Annotated in this window: 19 protein-coding genes and 1 pseudogene; 6 read left to right on the plus strand and 14 right to left on the minus strand. The window is 53.9% G+C overall.

The genetic code is table 11. The features are described 5' to 3' along the window. The first annotated feature begins 327 nt into the window (after positions 1-327). Positions 328-722, plus strand: a pseudogene (locus RGW60_RS12655) (RidA family protein). 186 nt (positions 723-908) lie between these two features. Here RGW60_RS12655 and RGW60_RS12660 read toward each other — a convergent pair. From RGW60_RS12660 to RGW60_RS12680, 5 genes are all read right to left on the minus strand, one after another. Continuing rightward, positions 909-1,403, minus strand: a complete 495-nt coding sequence (locus tag RGW60_RS12660) for an SDR family NAD(P)-dependent oxidoreductase (RefSeq protein ID WP_322204924.1) — start codon at positions 1,401-1,403, stop codon at positions 909-911. A 139-nt stretch (positions 1,404-1,542) separates the two neighbouring features. Continuing rightward, positions 1,543-2,367, minus strand: coding sequence for an aldo/keto reductase (locus RGW60_RS12665; protein ID WP_322204925.1), 825 nt, complete (start codon positions 2,365-2,367; stop codon positions 1,543-1,545). 47 nt (positions 2,368-2,414) lie between these two features. Beyond that, positions 2,415-3,260 carry a signal peptidase I gene (gene lepB, locus RGW60_RS12670; RefSeq protein WP_322204926.1) on the minus strand — a complete coding sequence of 282 codons (846 nt, stop codon included), beginning with the start codon at positions 3,258-3,260 and terminating at the stop codon, positions 2,415-2,417. Between the two features lie 59 nt (positions 3,261-3,319). Then, a complete protein-coding gene (locus RGW60_RS12675; RefSeq protein ID WP_322204927.1) occupies positions 3,320-4,183 on the minus strand; it encodes an NmrA family NAD(P)-binding protein in 864 nt (287 codons plus the stop codon). Between the two features lie 31 nt (positions 4,184-4,214). Next, on the minus strand, positions 4,215-5,567 hold the full coding sequence (locus tag RGW60_RS12680) for a serine hydrolase domain-containing protein (protein ID WP_322204928.1): 1,353 nt from the start codon (positions 5,565-5,567) through the stop codon (positions 4,215-4,217). A gap of 59 nt (positions 5,568-5,626) precedes the next feature. Between RGW60_RS12680 and RGW60_RS12685 the strand changes: the two genes are divergently transcribed. After that, positions 5,627-6,547, plus strand: a complete 921-nt coding sequence (locus RGW60_RS12685; protein ID WP_322204929.1) for a LysR family transcriptional regulator — start codon at positions 5,627-5,629, stop codon at positions 6,545-6,547. A gap of 1 nt (position 6,548) precedes the next feature. Here the strand turns inward: RGW60_RS12685 and RGW60_RS12690 are convergent, their stop codons facing one another. The 5 genes from RGW60_RS12690 to RGW60_RS12710 all read right to left on the minus strand — a co-directional run bounded on the left by RGW60_RS12690 (position 6,549) and on the right by RGW60_RS12710 (position 8,850). Next, positions 6,549-6,800: a hypothetical protein gene (locus RGW60_RS12690; protein ID WP_322204930.1), complete on the minus strand. Its 252-nt coding sequence runs from the start codon at positions 6,798-6,800 to the stop codon at positions 6,549-6,551. A 205-nt stretch (positions 6,801-7,005) separates the two neighbouring features. After that, positions 7,006-7,509, minus strand: coding sequence for an NADPH-dependent F420 reductase (locus RGW60_RS12695; RefSeq protein ID WP_322204931.1), 504 nt, complete (start codon positions 7,507-7,509; stop codon positions 7,006-7,008). 96 nt (positions 7,510-7,605) lie between these two features. Next, complete coding sequence (locus RGW60_RS12700; RefSeq protein WP_322204932.1) at positions 7,606-8,103, minus strand: hypothetical protein; 498 nt, start codon at positions 8,101-8,103, stop codon at positions 7,606-7,608. Continuing rightward, a complete protein-coding gene (locus RGW60_RS12705; protein ID WP_322204933.1) occupies positions 8,088-8,546 on the minus strand; it encodes an NAD(P)H-binding protein in 459 nt (152 codons plus the stop codon). The genes RGW60_RS12700 and RGW60_RS12705 overlap by 16 nt, the downstream gene beginning before the upstream one ends. Before the next feature lie 61 nt (positions 8,547-8,607). Beyond that, positions 8,608-8,850 carry an NAD(P)-binding domain-containing protein gene (locus RGW60_RS12710; RefSeq protein WP_322204934.1) on the minus strand — a complete coding sequence of 81 codons (243 nt, stop codon included), beginning with the start codon at positions 8,848-8,850 and terminating at the stop codon, positions 8,608-8,610. A 127-nt stretch (positions 8,851-8,977) separates the two neighbouring features. On the opposite strand from RGW60_RS12710, the gene RGW60_RS12715 reads away from it, so the two are divergent. Beyond that, positions 8,978-9,430: a helix-turn-helix domain-containing protein gene (locus RGW60_RS12715; protein ID WP_322204935.1), complete on the plus strand. Its 453-nt coding sequence runs from the start codon at positions 8,978-8,980 to the stop codon at positions 9,428-9,430. Positions 9,431-9,846: 416 nt separating this feature from the next. On the opposite strand, the gene RGW60_RS12720 is transcribed toward RGW60_RS12715, so the two are convergent. Continuing rightward, positions 9,847-11,220, minus strand: a complete 1,374-nt coding sequence (locus tag RGW60_RS12720) for an IS1182 family transposase (RefSeq protein WP_322202575.1) — start codon at positions 11,218-11,220, stop codon at positions 9,847-9,849. A gap of 183 nt (positions 11,221-11,403) precedes the next feature. Between RGW60_RS12720 and RGW60_RS12725 the strand changes: the two genes are divergently transcribed. The 3 genes from RGW60_RS12725 to RGW60_RS12735 all read left to right on the plus strand — a co-directional run bounded on the left by RGW60_RS12725 (position 11,404) and on the right by RGW60_RS12735 (position 13,730). Then, the gene (locus tag RGW60_RS12725; RefSeq protein WP_322204936.1) at positions 11,404-11,715 is read left to right on the plus strand and encodes a cupin; all 312 of its coding nucleotides are present in this window, start codon (positions 11,404-11,406) and stop codon (positions 11,713-11,715) included. A 731-nt stretch (positions 11,716-12,446) separates the two neighbouring features. Next, positions 12,447-13,004, plus strand: coding sequence for a DUF1003 domain-containing protein (locus RGW60_RS12730; protein ID WP_322204937.1), 558 nt, complete (start codon positions 12,447-12,449; stop codon positions 13,002-13,004). 186 nt (positions 13,005-13,190) lie between these two features. Then, on the plus strand, positions 13,191-13,730 hold the full coding sequence (locus RGW60_RS12735; RefSeq protein ID WP_322204938.1) for a PaaI family thioesterase: 540 nt from the start codon (positions 13,191-13,193) through the stop codon (positions 13,728-13,730). A 114-nt stretch (positions 13,731-13,844) separates the two neighbouring features. Here the strand turns inward: RGW60_RS12735 and RGW60_RS12740 are convergent, their stop codons facing one another. The 3 genes from RGW60_RS12740 to RGW60_RS12750 all read right to left on the minus strand — a co-directional run bounded on the left by RGW60_RS12740 (position 13,845) and on the right by RGW60_RS12750 (position 16,999). Beyond that, positions 13,845-14,489: an ankyrin repeat domain-containing protein gene (locus RGW60_RS12740; RefSeq protein ID WP_322204939.1), complete on the minus strand. Its 645-nt coding sequence runs from the start codon at positions 14,487-14,489 to the stop codon at positions 13,845-13,847. 125 nt (positions 14,490-14,614) lie between these two features. Next, positions 14,615-16,147: a catalase gene (locus RGW60_RS12745; RefSeq protein ID WP_322204940.1), complete on the minus strand. Its 1,533-nt coding sequence runs from the start codon at positions 16,145-16,147 to the stop codon at positions 14,615-14,617. Positions 16,148-16,267: 120 nt separating this feature from the next. Continuing rightward, the gene (locus tag RGW60_RS12750; RefSeq protein ID WP_322204941.1) at positions 16,268-16,999 is read right to left on the minus strand and encodes an aspartate/glutamate racemase family protein; all 732 of its coding nucleotides are present in this window, start codon (positions 16,997-16,999) and stop codon (positions 16,268-16,270) included. Between the last annotated feature and the right edge of the window lie 118 nt (positions 17,000-17,117).

Consider the following 17,117-nt stretch of genomic DNA (forward strand, 5'->3'; position numbering starts at 1 on the left):
AAGTCTGCGTTGAGAGCGTAGCAGCAGGTGGGACGTCTGTTTTGATGGAGTAATCGACGTACGCCGAACCGGAGTTAGAGGACTGCGCACAGAGGTTGACGGTGCCCGGTCAACGCGACGAAGCAATAAACGGAGCGTATCCCGCGCGTGCAGACCGGATAATCCAGATCCACTCACGGAGCAAGAATTCATGAATACTGCGCACGTTGGCGCCGAATCTCACATTCTTTGTTTAGGAGCTCACGTTTGGGTGGACTGCCTGGGCCAAGGTCTGATCAGCGCATCCGGGATAGCTTCGTGTCCGTTTAAATTTTGGACTCTAAGACAATGACTGACCGTCAAACCATCGTTCCAGACAGTATGAGAATGCTTTGCGATCGTGCTGGTTACGCGCCAGCTGTAAAGGTAGGAAAAACTGTCTACTGCGCTGGTCAAGTAGGCCGGACGCCGGAATTATTAGTTATCGAAGACCCTGAGCAGCAGTTTTTGGCGGCGTGGGACAATCTTCGGCTTGTCTTTTGGCAGCCGGGGGCTGCGAATTTGAAGATGTCGTCGGGATGACGACTTATCACGTGGATATGCACCGCCACATGCCCGTCTTCAGACGCGTGAAGGATGAAGTCTTTCCTAGAAGCACTTGTGCATGGACATGCATAGGCGTCAGTGAGTTGGCTCATCCGGGCCTCCTCGTAGAGATCAAATGCATCGCCGTGCAGCGGTAATTTCTCAAGACCCTTGGCTACGTTAAATTGCCAGGCTTGCTTGAGCCTTTCGAGGTCCAAAAAATTGCGCAGGCATTAATCCGTGAAACAGAGACAGTTGCTCACCAACGTGACGTTCCGGACCTACGTACCCAAAGGACGTGAAACAACGCAATGGGTTTGCCTGCCGTCTGCAAGGTTGATTAATTAATTAGACCAAGCGTTGTCGCTGTCCCACGCTATCTGCATTTCACGCTCTACGCTCGCGGGATTCGCAAACAGGGTTGCAAACAATGCTTTTGAATATTCGTCGGCACACACGTGGGCGGCACCATCCTCAATGCCCTCCAAAAGCCTGTTTGCGACTTCGCTTGGGGCTACTTTCTCAGCGCTGACCTCAGCAGCCATATCAGTATCAATAAACCCGGCGTATACACCGGTGACGACTGTACCCTTGCTACGTAACTGTATACGCATGCCATCGGCAAGTGCCAGTGCCGCGTGCTTGGAAGCGCAATAGGTGGCGTTGAATGGATACGCATACCAACTTACGACCGATAGCATATTGGCAATTGCACCGCCGCCATTGCGGGCAACGGCATAGACTTTCTGCGCACCGGCGCGAAGGAGCGCTTCGGTAATCTCACGGCCCAAGCCGCGGTTAGCGCCTGTGACCAATGCAATGCAACCATCCAGTTTCATTGTAATTTCCTCTGGGTAAAACGACGCTCTCCACAACGCACAGATTCGGTCGATTGCAGCCTTGCATGAGGGGCTGCAATCGATTCAGAGACATTTATTGAAACGTCTGAATAACTTTCCTAATCGATTAGTTACCAGATCACTTTGCATCCCAATCAGGCGCAAACGGAGGCTGGACAAAGCGCTGATCTTTAGCGAGAGATGCGATCGCCTGCCGATCCTCATCGTCCAGTTTCACCGCAAGGGCTTCCAAGTTCGCTTTTTGACTTTCGGCGCGCTGCGCTTTCGGAATTGCGATCACACCGTCTTGATCAAGTAGCCACGCGATGGCGACCTGAGCTGCCGAGACGTCATGCTTAGCGCCTATTTGCATCAACGTCGGATCACTCGCTGCTCTACCCTGAGCCAGAGGCGCGTACGCGACCAATGGAATATTTCTCTCCCTGAGGAAGGTTAAAAGACGAGTCTGATCAAGGAATGGATGGTATTCGACCTGAACCGCTGCAACGGATGCACCCAACTCATCGATCGCTGTACGAAGCATCGGCATATTGAAATTACAAACCCCCAGTTCCCGAATTCGTCCGCTATCACGCAAAGAACCAAGTGTCTTCATCAGGGCAGCCATGTCCATGGATGCCGAAGGCCAATGAACCATGTAAAGATCGACGTATTCCAACCCAAGCTTTGACAGGCTCGTATCGAACGATTTCAACAAAGCGGTTGGCTCGAGCTGGTCGTGCCACACTTTTGTCGTAACAAACAGTTCGCTGCGCGCTATACCTGATGCGGCTAGTGCACGACCTACCGACGCCTCATTGTCGTACATAGCCGCAGTATCAATATGCCGATAACCGACTTCGATAGCACTTTCGACTACCGCTTGGCAGCCGTCACCGGGCATACGGAACGTACCAAAACCTAAACGGGGAATAGTCAAACTTTTAGAGATCAAGCTTTTCATCAAATCACCTTTAATCTATATAATTTAGTGATGAAGACCGTAGCGAATTAATCAATAAGACCAATTTTTTCAAGTTTCCGTAAGTTCAGCCAGACTGCAAAAGCGTTGCCTTCGATATTAGCTTCCGGCACAAATCCCCAATAGCGGCTATCGGCGCTATTGTCGCGGTTATCACCCATTCCGAAGTAGTAGCCTGCGGGAACCTGACAGCTGACCTCTGATGCCCCATAAACGCAGTTTTCTATATGAGGAAATTTCCAGATTGGATAAAAGTTATGGTCGCCTCTTGGATTGACGTAAATATCATGGGTGTGAATAGCCAACGTTTCACTGTATCTGTTGGCGGATAGACCCGCTGGCGTGTCCAGCCGGCCAGGCACCAAGTCGACGGCATTCTTTACGCCATTTACAAAAAGCTGGTTATCCCTATACGCGACGGTGTCACCCGGCAGACCCACGATGCGTTTTATATAGTGTGTACGGGGATCCTGTGGGTAGCGGAAAACAATGACGTCGCCCCGCTCAGGAATGCCATAACTCAATATTTTTGTTCCCATGACAGGGACGCGAAGTCCATAAGCAAACTTGTTCACCAGGATGAAGTCGCCCGATTCCAAGGTCGGCAGCATCGAGTCAGACGGAATCCTGAACGGCTCCACGATGAACGACCGGATAATGAAGACCACCAGGATGACTGCAAACAGACTGAATAAAAATCGCACACCGTACACTGCCCAACTTAACACACGGCCGACCCCGTTATTAGCCGCATCTGATATGACGGCCAGCGCCTCAATACTGGGCATTTTACTAATGACTGCGAACTCAAGAATCTTCGCAATGCCGGTCACCGTCAGCACAGCGCAGAGTACCAACGAAAAATCCAAATCCATCTGACTTCTACCCAATTCGTTAGCCGCGCCGTGCCCGATGAAAGGCAAGCCACGTGAGCTTATTTCGACTGAAAAAGAAGACCTTTAAGAACCGTTTCAAGCGTGGTTTTCCCTTTCATCCGAACATCAGCGCTGCGCTCGAATTCAATCCACCCTTCATTGAAACCGTCTAGCATTTGCATCCTGGGCAACGGATTTAAGGCACCCTGAGCACGAAACATCGGCTCCCAGCTTTCGCGCGGGACTGCTTCAACGGAAATAGTTCTGCCCAGAATCTCACCGAAGACCTTCGCCATGTCGTTTGGCGAGATCCATTGGCCTTCCAGTTCGACTATTCGCGTACCCGTCCATTGCTCTTGAAGCAATCCAGCAGCGACTTCACCGACGTCAGCCGACGCGATCATCGGCACCTGTTTATCGAGCGGATGAAGAAAGCTATTGATCATGTCCTGCTCAAGAACGGATGCGATATCAAACGCCGCATTGTCCATGAACCAGCCCGGACGCAGGAATGTGACCGGCACCGGGAGGATGCTCAGCGCCTTTTCCATTAATGTACGCTGGGTTAGCAAATTGATTTGAGTCGCTTGGGCGCCAATCGTGGATATGCATACCACTTTATCTGGCCGGGCAGAGTCGATTGCCTGTGACACGGCATCAATGACAGAACGCGCCTCCGGAAATCCCGGTGCAGGATCGAACTCGGAGGGCGGAAGAATGAAAACACCACTCGCGCCCTCAAATGCGCGGGTAAGTGCCGGCGCATCATCCATATTGGCAATGACGACCTCACAACCCAGTGCTTCCCAATACGCGCCCTTTGCCGGGTCTCTTACTACCGCGCGAACGGCTTGACGATTATTGAGAAGCGCACGTGCCACTGCGCCGCCGACTTTTCCGGTGATACCTGTGATGACATACATAGTTGTGTTTCCTTTAGGTGTTAGGAGTACATCAAGCCTTATTCAAACCAGCGTAAAGCCCATGCTCGAACTGTCCATAAAGCTTTACTACTGCTGGGTCATAAAACGGCAGCGTCTGGGTAAATATCGCACCGGTCACCTGCTTGACCGGGTCTAGCCAGAAATAACAATTCAGCAACCCGGCCCAACTTCCGCTACCCGCACTTCGACCGTTGGGGCCCGGTTGGCTGTTGATGTCAAAGGACAGCCCCCATTTGTGCGGGGCATCAGGAAATTGATTAAAGCTTTCTGAATACGCAGGTTGTGCTGATTTCATCTCGACCACGTTCAGGTCGCCGATATGGTTGACGAACATCGTCGCGACAGTTTCTGGTTTCAAAAGGGTCGAACCGTTGAACACGCCACCGTGCAGATGCATTTGAAGAAACTTCAAATAGTCCCGAGGTGTGCTGAACAAACCGCCGCCTCCGCTGAAAAACTCAGGACGCTGGGGCATCTCGAACGGGCCCGTCTTCAACGATCCATCCTGCTGGCGCATATGAAGAGTGGGCACCCGATGCTTTTGAGCGCTACTGATAAGAAAGCCCGTATCGGTCATGCCCAGTGGTGAAAAAATGTTTTCCTTGAAGTAGATCTCCAATGACTGGCCACTCACCGCCTCGACCAGTTTCCCAACCCAATCCAGGCTGATGCCGTATTCCCAGCGGTCTCCCGGATCAAACTCCAGTGGCGCCGTGAAGGCGCCATTTTTGGACGTGGCGATATCAGGCATACCCGTAACTTTTTCATATTCGCCCAACGCTTCGCTCCATACGCTGTAGGTAAATCCAGAGGTATGGGTCAAGAGGTGTCGCACGGTGATGGGCCGAACAGCCGCGCGCAATCGAGGCTGTCCCGATGCATCAAACCCTTCAAGCACGTGAGGTGAAGCTAATTCCGGAAGAATTTCGCTTGCTGGTTGGTCAAGCGACATTTTCCCTTGCTCAATCAATTGCATGCACGCGGTTGCAGTGATTGCTTTAGTCATCGACAGCAACCAGAACACCGATTGTGATGAAATCGCCGTTCCCGACTCCAAATTACCGCTGCCGTACGCTTTTTCGTAAACCACACCTCGTTTCGTCGCACCGATCGCCACCACCCCAGCCTCTGTGCCATTTCGAACGGCTGCATCAAGGGCCTGGTCGATGGACGTGAATGAAGCATCCGGCTTGGGTGTAGACCAAGTCGGATGGGTTGATGCCTTGGCCTCGGGTAACCCCGCAAAGGCTGAAGCGACGAGAAGACCCGATGCACCTTTGAGCATGTTCCGGCGAGTGAGATCGTATGACATGAATAAGGACCTGAATTTGAATACAGGGCCAGAGTAGCGACGCTCGATCATTGACAGAATGCCCAATCAGTCACATCTTTAGTGACCTTTACGCACGAGTGGATAACGATATGAGTTTTGACGGTCGCCTGCTTTCCAACATCAGCGTTTTGGCCGCTATCGTCCACAGTGGCAGCTTCGCGCGGGCGGCTGAAGCATTGAGCATGTCGCCCTCTGGCATCAGCCGCGCTGTTGGACGCCTGGAGACAAGCATCGGCGTTCGACTGTTCGATAGAACGACACGGTCAGTGACGCTAACGGACGAAGGACGCATGCTCTACGGAGAGATCAGTCCGTTGTTGGCAGGGATAGGTGATGCGGTCAACTTGACCTCCGGCGCATCCACAGCAGTGCGGGGCCGACTGAGGGTTAACGTTGACACGTACTTTTCCCGCCGGATGATGGCGCCCCACCTGGCCAGGTTCTTGACGCTGTACCCAGAGATTTCCCTTGAACTCCTCGTCCGCGACCAGTTGGGTGATCTGGTCGGCGAAGGATTCGACATTGCGATCCGCTTCGGCCAACCACCGTCGTCTACCTTGATCGCACGCAAATTGCTGGAAACCAGTACGGTCACTGTCGCTTCGCCTGATTACTTGAGTAAACACGGGTCTCCTAAAACACCCTCTGATCTGATTCACCATTCCTGTATTCAGATGAAAAGCACCATGACCGGGTTGCCTATGGAGTGGGAATACACATTGGGCAATACGACGGTACCGATTAAGACCACCAGCAGATTATTGGTCAACGAATCAGGCACTTTGATAGGCGCGTGCCTGGCCGGCGTTGGCATTGCTCGTATCAAGGCCAGTGGAGTGAAAGACCTTATCGTCGATGGTCAGCTTGTTGAATTACTCCAAGGCTGGGCAGGTGAGAAATTTTCTCTATATGCCCTCTATCCTTCACGGCACTTACCGCCCGCCAAGGTCAGAGCGTTCATTGATTTCGTGAGTGAGTTTTTGCAAGAAGATGCGCCTCTTTCAAATTAACTCACTGCGATGACGATAATCGGGCGCCGTATCTGAGTCGGTACTTGTCTATCAGCAGTGTGCCCAAGCCAAGAACCAAAGGCAGAAACGCCAGGCCACAAATAACTTTCCATCCATACCGGTTCAACAGGCCACCCGACGCAAAAGAACCTAAAACCATTGCACCAAACACTACAAAATCGTTGAGCGCCTGAACGCGGCCCATGGCTACAAAAAAACGCTTCACAGTCTGGAGATTCTCTTGTGTGCTCATCGAAATTCCTCCATTTCCTTTACTCAGAAACGTGTCCGATTCAATCGGACACGTTGTAAGCCTGTTGATGAGGACGTCGTTTCGATGACTCAGCCGATATCGACTTTCATGGCGATGTCCCAGGTTCCGGCGCCATTTTTAGCCAATCCGATCATCATCAGACCGAGCCACTCGAGCGTCTGGGCCATCTGCAGGCCGCCGACATCTAACGGACGCAGCCCGAGACTCTCGAGAAAAACCGAGACGCGCGCCTTGGCGTCTGCGTCGTCCGCCGCGATGAACGCATCCAGGCTTTCATCTTTGGCAAGTACGTGGCCAAAGAGGGTATTGAACGCCTTGACGACATGCGCGCTGGCTGGGGCGCCCTTGGCGATCTCCTGCGCGCCGGAACTGCCGTGGGGGTAGCGAGGCCCAAGAGATCGGGAGCGACCGGGTTGGTGATATCGACGATCACCTTACCGTCGAGTGCTTTACCAAAGTCGGCCAGTACCGCCACCGCACTGGTGTAAGGCACGGCGAGAATGACGATGTCGCCCGCAGGAGTGGCGCCGTAAGTCCCTGTGATCGTTCCGGATGCGACCTTATTGGCAAGCGCTTGCGCGTTGGCGGGGTCGCGGCTGATCACCTCGACGGTGTGTCCGGCCTTGGCGATACGGCTGGAAATAGCCGCAGCCATGCCACCCGAGCTAATGATGCTGATCGTGCTCATGTGCAGTCTCCGTTTCTAAATCAGGTATTTCTGTTTTTTCTGGACGGGTTACCCGCCGCCGGGTGCACTGCGAGCCGGCGGGGTGCGTTGAGCTGATTAGTCGGCCGGGAAGTAGTGACCGTTATCAAGATCGGCGAAGAGCCCGGGCTGAGTCGGTTCCCAGCCAAGAAGCCGGCGCGTGATGGTGTTCGATGTCGGGGTGTCCAGCGTGACCAGATTCGCCAAGAACCCGAAGTGGCCAGGCAGCATCAGCACGTCCGCTGGAATTGGCACGGCCGGCAGATTCAACCGGCTAGCAATGGCTTCGGCGATCTGGCGGTACGGGACAGCCTCGTCGGCGATTGCATGCCAGCTTCTGCCCGGTGCGCCTTTCTCCAGCGCCAGGCGAAACACAGCGGCGATGTCCCGAGCATGTACGGCTCCCCAGCGGTTGGTACCTTCCCCAGGATAGCCGACGATCCCCTTTTCCTTAGCCAGCCCGATCAGCAGTGGAAGAAAGCCGGCGTTATCGGTGGAGCTGTGCATAATCTCGGGTATCCGCACGACTGAAGACCGAATGCCCTTTTCGGCAAGACCGATCACCGTGGTTTCCACGATGTTTCGAACCCGCAGGGTATTCTTGTACGGATCGCCGCCGGGTAGGGGCAGATCCTCTTCGGTGGCCGCCCGGCCAAGACCCTCCCACCAAGCGAGCCGACACTTCCAGACACGACCAACGGCTTTCCGCTTCCAGCCAGCGCTTCGCCATAGGCGAGCATGATCGCAAGCTCTGCGGCCGCAACGGCGTTTATCCCGCCAGTTGGAACCAGGTCCTGCCGGTGCGCGACGTGGATGACGCCGTCCGAAGCTGCGGCCGCCTCTTTGAGCCCGTCGAGATCTTCGAGATTGCCGCGACGTACCTTGGCGCCGAGCGCAGCAAACTGCGCCGCGGCCTTATCAGACCGAGCCAGGGCAGTAACCTCATGGCCGGCGGCGATAAGGTCAGAGATGATGTACGGACCGGAGTGACCGGTGCCGCCAGTAACAAAAACGTGCATGTTATTGGGCCTTCTAAGCAGTGTGATAAGAGAGGTAGTGAAGGGTGTGCGCGCAGCCTGGTCAGATGACGCGAACCGCCAAGATGACGATATCCCCGACTGGGGCGGCGCCGAACGTTCCTGTCGTCGCGCCGGCGCCGACCTGCTTGGCCAGTGCCCGCGCCTTGGCGGCGTCACGACTCATAACCTCGACGGTGTGTCCGGCCTTGGCGGCAAGGCCGCCGATCGCTGCGGCCATGCCACCTGAGCCGATGATGCTGATAGTGCTCATGTGCAGTTCCCTTACAGATATGGGGCTGATCATTCATGGGCTGCCGTTGCTATTCGGCGACCACGCTCAACGTAAGCCCATGCTGGCCGACTCACTTGCAAAAAAGAAAGCGATGCACATAAATTTACTTGCGCTATGCAAGCGATGTTAAGATCTAGCCATGAAAACACCATCTAAAGAAGACGTTCGGTCCCATTGCGCAGTGAACTATGGCGTGGAGATTTTCGGCGACCGGTGGTCGCTCTTGATCATTCGCGACATCGTTTTTGTTGGTAAGAAGACGTATGGCCAGTTCCTGAAATCGGAAGAGGGGATCGCGACCAATGTCCTTGCTTCCCGCCTTGCCTTTCTTGAGGAACAAGGAATTCTCTCGAAGGCCCCCAGCCCTGACGACAGGCGCAAGGATTTCTACACGCTGACAGAGAAGGGCCTGGACCTTATTCCCATCGTGCTCAACATCGTCCTTTGGAGCGCGAAGCACGATTCGAAGTCGTACGTACGGGACCTCGAGGAGTTCGTCACTCGCTTAAATCAATGCCCCACGCAGGTCAGCGAAGAGGTGAAGGTGCTGGTCCGCAATGGCGGATGTATGTTTCCCGAGATCAAGGACTGAACCGGACGGTAAGCAAAAAGCAAAAACGAGGTCAGGAACCTCGCAACCGAAATGGTCTTGTCCGAGCCACCCGGTCGACTGGGACTGATAGAAATCAAAACCAGTTGAATAGCGTCTTGCTCGGCGTCCTCGCAGCTGTGCGTGCGCCTTCCAGAGCTCAATGGGGGGGCCAGAACGCTACTACCTTTCCCCAAAGCGGTCGTTGGCGAGGTAGTAACGGGGCGAAAGCGGTCAGCGATGAGTGGCTCCTATCGGCCGATTCTGTTGAAAAAGTCGAAATTTCAGACTGGAACACGTTGAGGTTGGCTGTCTCTTCAGAACCTATTCGCCACGTTGAATGGCTTTTCGGTTCTGCGTTGGCCGTTGCAGCTTGGTTAGTGGGTTGATTTGAGGTTTTTTGCTTACTTCGGGCGCACCTATCCCGTCGTTGGCGGCCCTTGAGAGGTAAGTTTGGCCAGTTTCCGGAGATTCTGTACTGCTGCCGCCATCGTGAATTCATCGTTCGCACCGGTCATGCCGCGTAGTCGCAATCGATCCAGTTTCAGGATTCGTTTGAGGTGAGCGAACAACATCTCGACCTTCTTGCGTTCGTGGCGAGAGCACACGTATTGAGGTGTCTTTGCGATGCGCCGCGCCACATCGCGCGCCGCTTCATGGACGCTGCGTGCGATTTTTCTAAACGAAGTGCTCGGGCAGCAGCGCTCTTTCATTGAGCATTTAGCACAGTCGGTTTGCCGGGATCGAAAGATGATGGTGTCGGCTTTCGTGACATGCGAGCGCTGGTTCTTGAAGGCTCGCCACTCGCTACGCAACGCGTGTCCGGTGGGGCAATGATATTCCTGCGCCTCTTCATTCCATTGAAAGTCGCTGATCGAGAGGCTGTCGTTCTTGCGCTCGGTTTTGTCCCAAACCGGCACATGTGGCTCGATATCTTTTTCGTCGACCATCCAGGCCAGCATCGGTGCGGTTCCATAAGCGGTGTCGCCGATGAGCCGATTCGGCTTGATATCGAACTGTTCTTCGACCCGCTCAATCATGGTCTTGGTGCTCTCGACCTCGGCGGTGCGATGAGCTGGTGTCGGCTCCACATCCATGATCACGCCATGCTCTACATCAATCAGGTAGTTCGTCGAATAAGCAAAGAACGCCGGACCTCCTGGCGCTGCGGTCCAACGTGCAAGTGGATCGGTCAGCGACAGGCGCTTGGGCAGTGCTTCAGCCAAAGCTTCTTCATCCAGCGCTTCCAGGTACTCACGGACGGCGCGGGTACTGAGTGACGGATCGCTCCAGTTGACCTCTTCGTTGCCGGGTACGCCTCTTTGCCGACTGGCATCCGCCTTGATGACGCTGGCGTCCACAGCAAAACCTTCTCCCTTGACCAGACCCGCGTCCATGCAGCGACGTAGCACCTCGTTGAACAGCCATCGGAAAAGCGAGCTGTCGCGAAAACGGCCGTGCCGATTCTTCGAAAAGGTAGAGTGATTGGGGACCTCATCTTCAAGGCTCAACCGACAAAACCAGCGATACGCCAAGTTCAAATGGGTCTCTTCGCACAAGCGCCGCTCCGAGCGAATGCCGTAGCAATAGCCCACAACCAGCATACGAATCATCAGTTCAGGATCAATCGAAGGACGCCCGATTGGGCTGTAGAAATCGGCGAGGTAATGGCGCAGGTCGCTAAGATCGAGACACCGATCAATGTTGCGCAGGAGGTGATTTGGTGGGATGTGATCTTCAATGTTGAACGAGTAAAACAGCCGTTCCTGTCCACTCGATAATTGTCCCATCATGCTGCGAATCCTCCCGCCGACCGATGTCCATATTTTGCCGCAGGCCGAGTTGAAGGTCTACTTTTTCAACAGAATCGGCCACAAGCGGGCGTTCAGTCCAGGTCTTATTTTCGGTCAGTAGTGGACGGCCAACGACTCTGATAAATTGCTACCAATTCACTATATGTTCGAGAACCACGATCAATGAGAGTTATTCGTAGCAAGGATTTCACCGCCACTCGCGCTTGGGGTGCTGACGACATAGCTAACATGGACGGAACCACCGTCCGCCTCCACTGGACCGACCAGCCATACAAGTGGCATATCAATGATGGTGAAGAGGTATTCGCAGTCCTAGACGGCGCGGTAGATATGCATTATCGCGAGTCAGGCATCGAACGCGTCGTGACATTGGTGGTTGGCGACGTGTTTTTCGCAGGGGTTGGATGTGAGCATGTTGCGCATCCTCGTGGAGAAGCGCGGATTCTGGTGATCGAACGTGAGGGCAGCGTTTGAGTTGCTTAGGCTTTCGCTAATCGTTACCAGTGCTCCGACAGATCGTTCAGGATCGATAGCGGCATCGGAGGCAGGCCGCTTTTTCCGATTTCTGCTGGTCGCCAGCGGCAGCTTTGGGTCGAGAGCTGCCGGTAGTGACCGGCTGCACTCGGCCAGAAGCAGCCTGCCTCCGATGATCGCATTCGAGGCTTCTGACGTTCATGGAGAACTGGTTCTGGTTAGAAGCCTCCGGCAGCTATCTGAACCCTTCCACTCTGGCACTAACGACGGCCACTGCCTATAGATCCCTACAGAGGGCCTTCAATGGCTCGTGGCCACAACCGCGATTTCGGGCTCATCTTGATCACGCTAGCTTTCGTCGCCACAAAATTCGCGTATTTGCCATGAACACCACGTGATCCATTTCTGTGAAAAATGTGTATTGTCTATGGACATCGAAGACCTAATTTAAACCCTCACAAATATTCATCCAAATCGATGTCCATGGGTTGACATCTTTCCTTTACATCGATGAATTCTTCGGGTTCTATTTCGTTTCACTTCTGGATACTGCCGAGATTTTCAGTCTCTGAAAGGCTTATTAATCAACCGCATGCTGTCAAACTGGACTGTGTTCAGGCCATGTACAGGGACAATATTCGGCGAACATATCGTGGCTGCTAATGGTCACCTATAGTAATGCAGGGGCCATGAGAGCCCTCTCGTATTCAACCGAACATCAGGAAGTTGTCATGAACCCCGTCACGTCCGAGAATTCTGCAGTCCAACCCGGTACGCCGAAAGAATTGCCAGTGGATCATTTGCGCTTCCATAAGGCTCATGCTCACTTGGCAGCTACATTTGGCAATGACGCCTTTGCGCTAAAGGCTGAGGCATTTGCGCGATTCTTTGGCACACCTACCTTTCTGAGCGCACAAACCCTAATCGTGATTTTGTGGATCGGCGCCAATATCGCCGGGCTGACCCATTTTGATATTTACCCGTTCATTTTGCTCAACCTAGCGTTCAGCTTGCAGGCCGCCTACGCCGCACCCCTGATTTTGCTGGCACAAACCCGCCAAGCTGCACGTGACAAAGCCAATGCGGATGCAGATGCACAACATCGCGAGGCATTGGCCGTCGCCAATGAACAACGGCTGGCCAGCGCAGCGCAAAACTCGGCGTTGCTGCTTGAGCTGCTGGAGCAAAACACGCGCATGACTGAGCTGACAAAAACCCTGACTGAGCGCATCGAAACCCTGACGCTCGATATGCACCAGCATTTTGTTAAAAAACCAGCAGCGCAGTGATTCATTCGAAACCATCTGTAAAAAACCGAAAGCAGGTCTAAGCCGCGGGCGATCTGATTACAGGCCCAGCGCAACTGCCAGCAGAGCATATAGCCCTGCTAAAATTTATATTGCGAGCGTAATAAAATGTATGGATTATATCTGTCATCCCATCAGCCGATGATGCAATGACCGGAGTACCTCTCCATGCAAATCCTCTCTCGCGAAGAAAAAACCGCCCAATGGCTGGCAGAGGAGCACGCCTCCAGGACTCGTCTTGCTAACCCCGGCACCACCAGCCTGGCCGATGTCAGCGCACTGACTCCAGCCGAATTTTTCAACGGTATCGGCAACGGTGAGCTGCCCTGCCCGCCGTTTGGCGAGCTGGTCGATTTCATCCCAATAGAATGGTCGCTCGGGCGTTTTGTTTTTCAAGGCACGCCGAGTGTGCGTCACTACAACCCGCTGGGCACAGTGCATGGCGGGTATGCCGCGACGTTGCTGGACTCGTGCATGGGCTGTGCGATCCATACCCAGTTGAAAAAGGGTCAGGGCTATACCACGCTTGATTTACGCGTGAGTTTTGTTCGTGCAATGGGCAGCCATACCGGCCCGGTTCGAGCTGAAGGCAAAGTCATTCATCTGGGTCGTTCTACCGCGCTAGCCGAAGGGCGTCTGTACGATGTGGATGACAGGTTGTACGCCACCGGCACCACTACCTGCATGATTTTCGACATGACCCAATAACTTTTTGGGTTGCAGATGCCAACAGTTTTAAAGCCAGCTTGTTGACGAGGCGATTTACGGACCACCCGGTAAGGCTTCTCACCGACAAGCTGCGTCTACGGGATTTGTGCGGGGTTAGTCCTGCGCGCCCACTGCACGCAATGCGGCGGCGGCTTGTAGGTTGCCCTGTTGTTCGACGATAGCCAGCGCGCTATTGCCCTTCATATCAAGGTGGTCAGGGTTTGCTCCGATGGCTACTAAACGGGCAATTATGTCCAGCCGCCCGAACAGTGCTGCAAATGACAAAGCCGTCTGACCGCTGTTGTTTACTTGGTCCACCGGGCAAAGCGCCAGCAACTGACTCGCAACCCGCTCCTCGCCTTTGAACAGCGCGCCCATTAACGCGGTATTGCCATTGTGGTCGGCCAAACAAGGATCAGCACCTGCCTGTAAAAGCATAGAGACTTCACCTGACTGGCCATGGTAAGTCGCCAGTATCAGCGCGGTATAGCCCGAGTTACCTTGCAGGTTAACGGGGTAACCGGCGTGCAACAGAGCCTGACTGATGTCCTGACGCCCTGCCCGTGCCGCATCAAACCATTCGGTGTCGTAAGTATGGGGATCAACACGTTTGATGCCTGGCCTGACCTGAAATTGATCGGCGCTTTTCGGTAGCCAAGCATTGGGATATATCACGTGGGCAACGCGGTAGCTGACAATTGCTAGTAGACATAAAACGACGCCTGCCACCGTAAACCAAATGCGCAGCCTGAAATTCATGGGAGATCCTCGTTAAAGAATTCCCCCTGTAAGAGCAAGTTACCTAGGCTGCGATTGTCCTTCAACGCAATGAGCCTTCGGACCTACTAGCCTTCGGTAGCTCTTACAGGGGGTATTTGCTGCCGTCAGTCCTTCAATAAGCCTGCTGCGGTTTTAACCCGACTAACTTCACTGTGGGTGGCTTTGGCCAACCGGGTGCCGTAATCGGCATCGGCCTTGTAGAAATAAGAGAGCATTGCGTACTTATTGCTGTCGTTAGTGACCTTGCTCAAGTCACCGCCCAGTGCGTCGATCAAGTAGCCTTTGTCAGCGTCGGACAGCCCACGGTAGTACTCCCCCGCTTGCGCGAAGTTGTTTGGTTTGTGAATTGCCAATTGTTGTGTGGCACCGCTGAGCGGCGTCGCCGAGTATTTGTATTTAGGGTCTTGAGCAAGCTCATGCACGCCCGATGGTTCAAAGTTGATGTTGCCCTTGCGACCGCTGGCGTTCATTGCGCCATCTTGGCTGTTGTTATTCACAGGGGTCAGCGGACGATTGATCGGCAGTTGCTGATAGTTGGCGCCCAAACGATACATCTGAGTGTCTGCATACGCGAATAAACGGCCTTGCAGCATCCGGTCTTCCGAAGCTTCAATGCCGGGAACCAGGCGCGACGGAGCGAACGCTGATTCTTCTACGGATTCGAAGTAGTTATCAGGCATGCGGTTCAGCGTCATGGTGCCGATTTTCTTTTCGGGTACACCGGTCCAGACCTTAGTGTCATCCAGCGCATCGAAGTTGAATTTACCCAGCTCGCCTGGCGTAAGCACCTGGACGTAAAGATCCCACTTTGGAAAATCGCCTTTATTGATAGCGGCGTATAAGTCGTTGGACATCATGTTCCAGTCGTTGCCTAACGATTTGGCGATGTCATCCGGCTTTAAACCGTGCACGCCTTGCTGGCTTCTCCACGCAAACTTCACGTAGTGCACTTTGCCGTCGGCGTTGACAAACTTAAAGGCATGAACCGCCGATCCGTTCATATGACGATAGGAGTCAGGCATGCCTTCAACCGTGTAAAGACGGGTCAGCATGTGAGTGGCTTCTGGAGTGTGGGCAAAGAAATCAAACGCTAGATCCGGGTCTTGTACTCCGGTCACAGCACTTGGCTTGTTCGCATGAACGAAGTCGGGAAACTTGATCGCATCACGAATAAAGAAGATCGGCCAGTTGATGCCAACCATGTCCCAGTTGCCTTGATCGGTATAGAACTTGACCGCAAAACCCCGAGGGTCGCGGGCCTGCTCAGGCGAGCCGCGATAGCCCATGACAGTACTGAAACGCACAAACACCGGGGTCTTGGTGCCCGGTTTAAATACGTCGGCGACGGTCAGGTCATGAATATCGGTAGACGGCACGAACTCACCGAACGCACCAGTACCACGGGCATGCACCACGCGCTCCGGGATACGTTCGCGGTCAAAGCGCTGAAGCTTTTCGATGAGGGACGCGTCTTGAAGAAGCACCGGGCCCGCAGGGCCTGCGGTTTGTGAATTCTCGTTATCGCCAACTGGCGCACCGGAATCACGGGTCAGTTGCTCAGCTTGAGCAGCGAATGCCTGGCCGCTGACCAAAGTGGCCAATACGGTCAGGCGCAATATTATAGTTTTAGTGGACATCAGGAACTCCAATGGGCAGAAACGTGCTCAAAGGATGGTCACTGTTGCAGGGATGAAACAGCTTCTAGAACTAATCAGTTCGATAGTGAATTTTTATGGCGTCGTATTTTTGGCTAAAACCTATCGGCTCAAATGCGCGTAGCGGCCGATAAAACGCTTACTCAACGGGTAGGCCAAATCACCCTGTTTCGACGTGCCCAAACCCAGCTCAACCAATGACTCTGACAGTTTCACGGCAGCGCTGACGCCCTCGACGACCGGTATTCCAATCGCTTCGCTCAGCACGTGGCGCAGATCTGCCATGCCGCCACATCCCAGCACAATCGCGCCGGCACCGTCTTCATCCCTTAATCGACGCCCCTCGGCAGCAATTCGCTCGATCAGAGCGTCGTTGCAGCTTTCCAACGCTAGCACGGGGATTTCAAGGCAACTGACCGACGTACAAAGGTCGTGCATGCCATACCGTTGCAGCAAATGCTCAGCAATAATCCGCGTCCGGCCCAGGGTGGTGATCACGGCGAAACGCGTAGCGACCAGACTGGCAACATGAAATGCCGCCTCGGCAATGCCGATCACAGGACCAATGGCCAACTCCCGAGCAGCCAATAAGCCGGGGTCGCCGAAACAGGCAATTATATGCGCGTCATAACCTTGAGCCACACCCTTCTGGATTTCTTCGAGCATGCCCACGGCAGCAATCGCCTCATCGAAGTGACCTTCGATCGACTCAGGACCATCTTCGGGGCAGCAAGCAAAAATCTCTGTCCCGGCGCGAGCCACTGCTTGCGCCGCAATGCCAATCTTGTGAGTCATGGCCTGGCTAGTATTGGGGTTAATTACTTGAATACGCATCAACACACCTCATTTTTTGCGCAATTTATTTAATAATTGTATACAACTATAAATCAGCGGTTAAACAGCAATCCAGCGCTAATTGTCCATACCTGGAAAATCCGTTGAAGCTGCACCG

Origin of the sequence: Pseudomonas sp. AB6 (assembly GCF_034314105.1) — a bacterium.
GTDB lineage: Bacteria > Pseudomonadota > Gammaproteobacteria > Pseudomonadales > Pseudomonadaceae > Aquipseudomonas.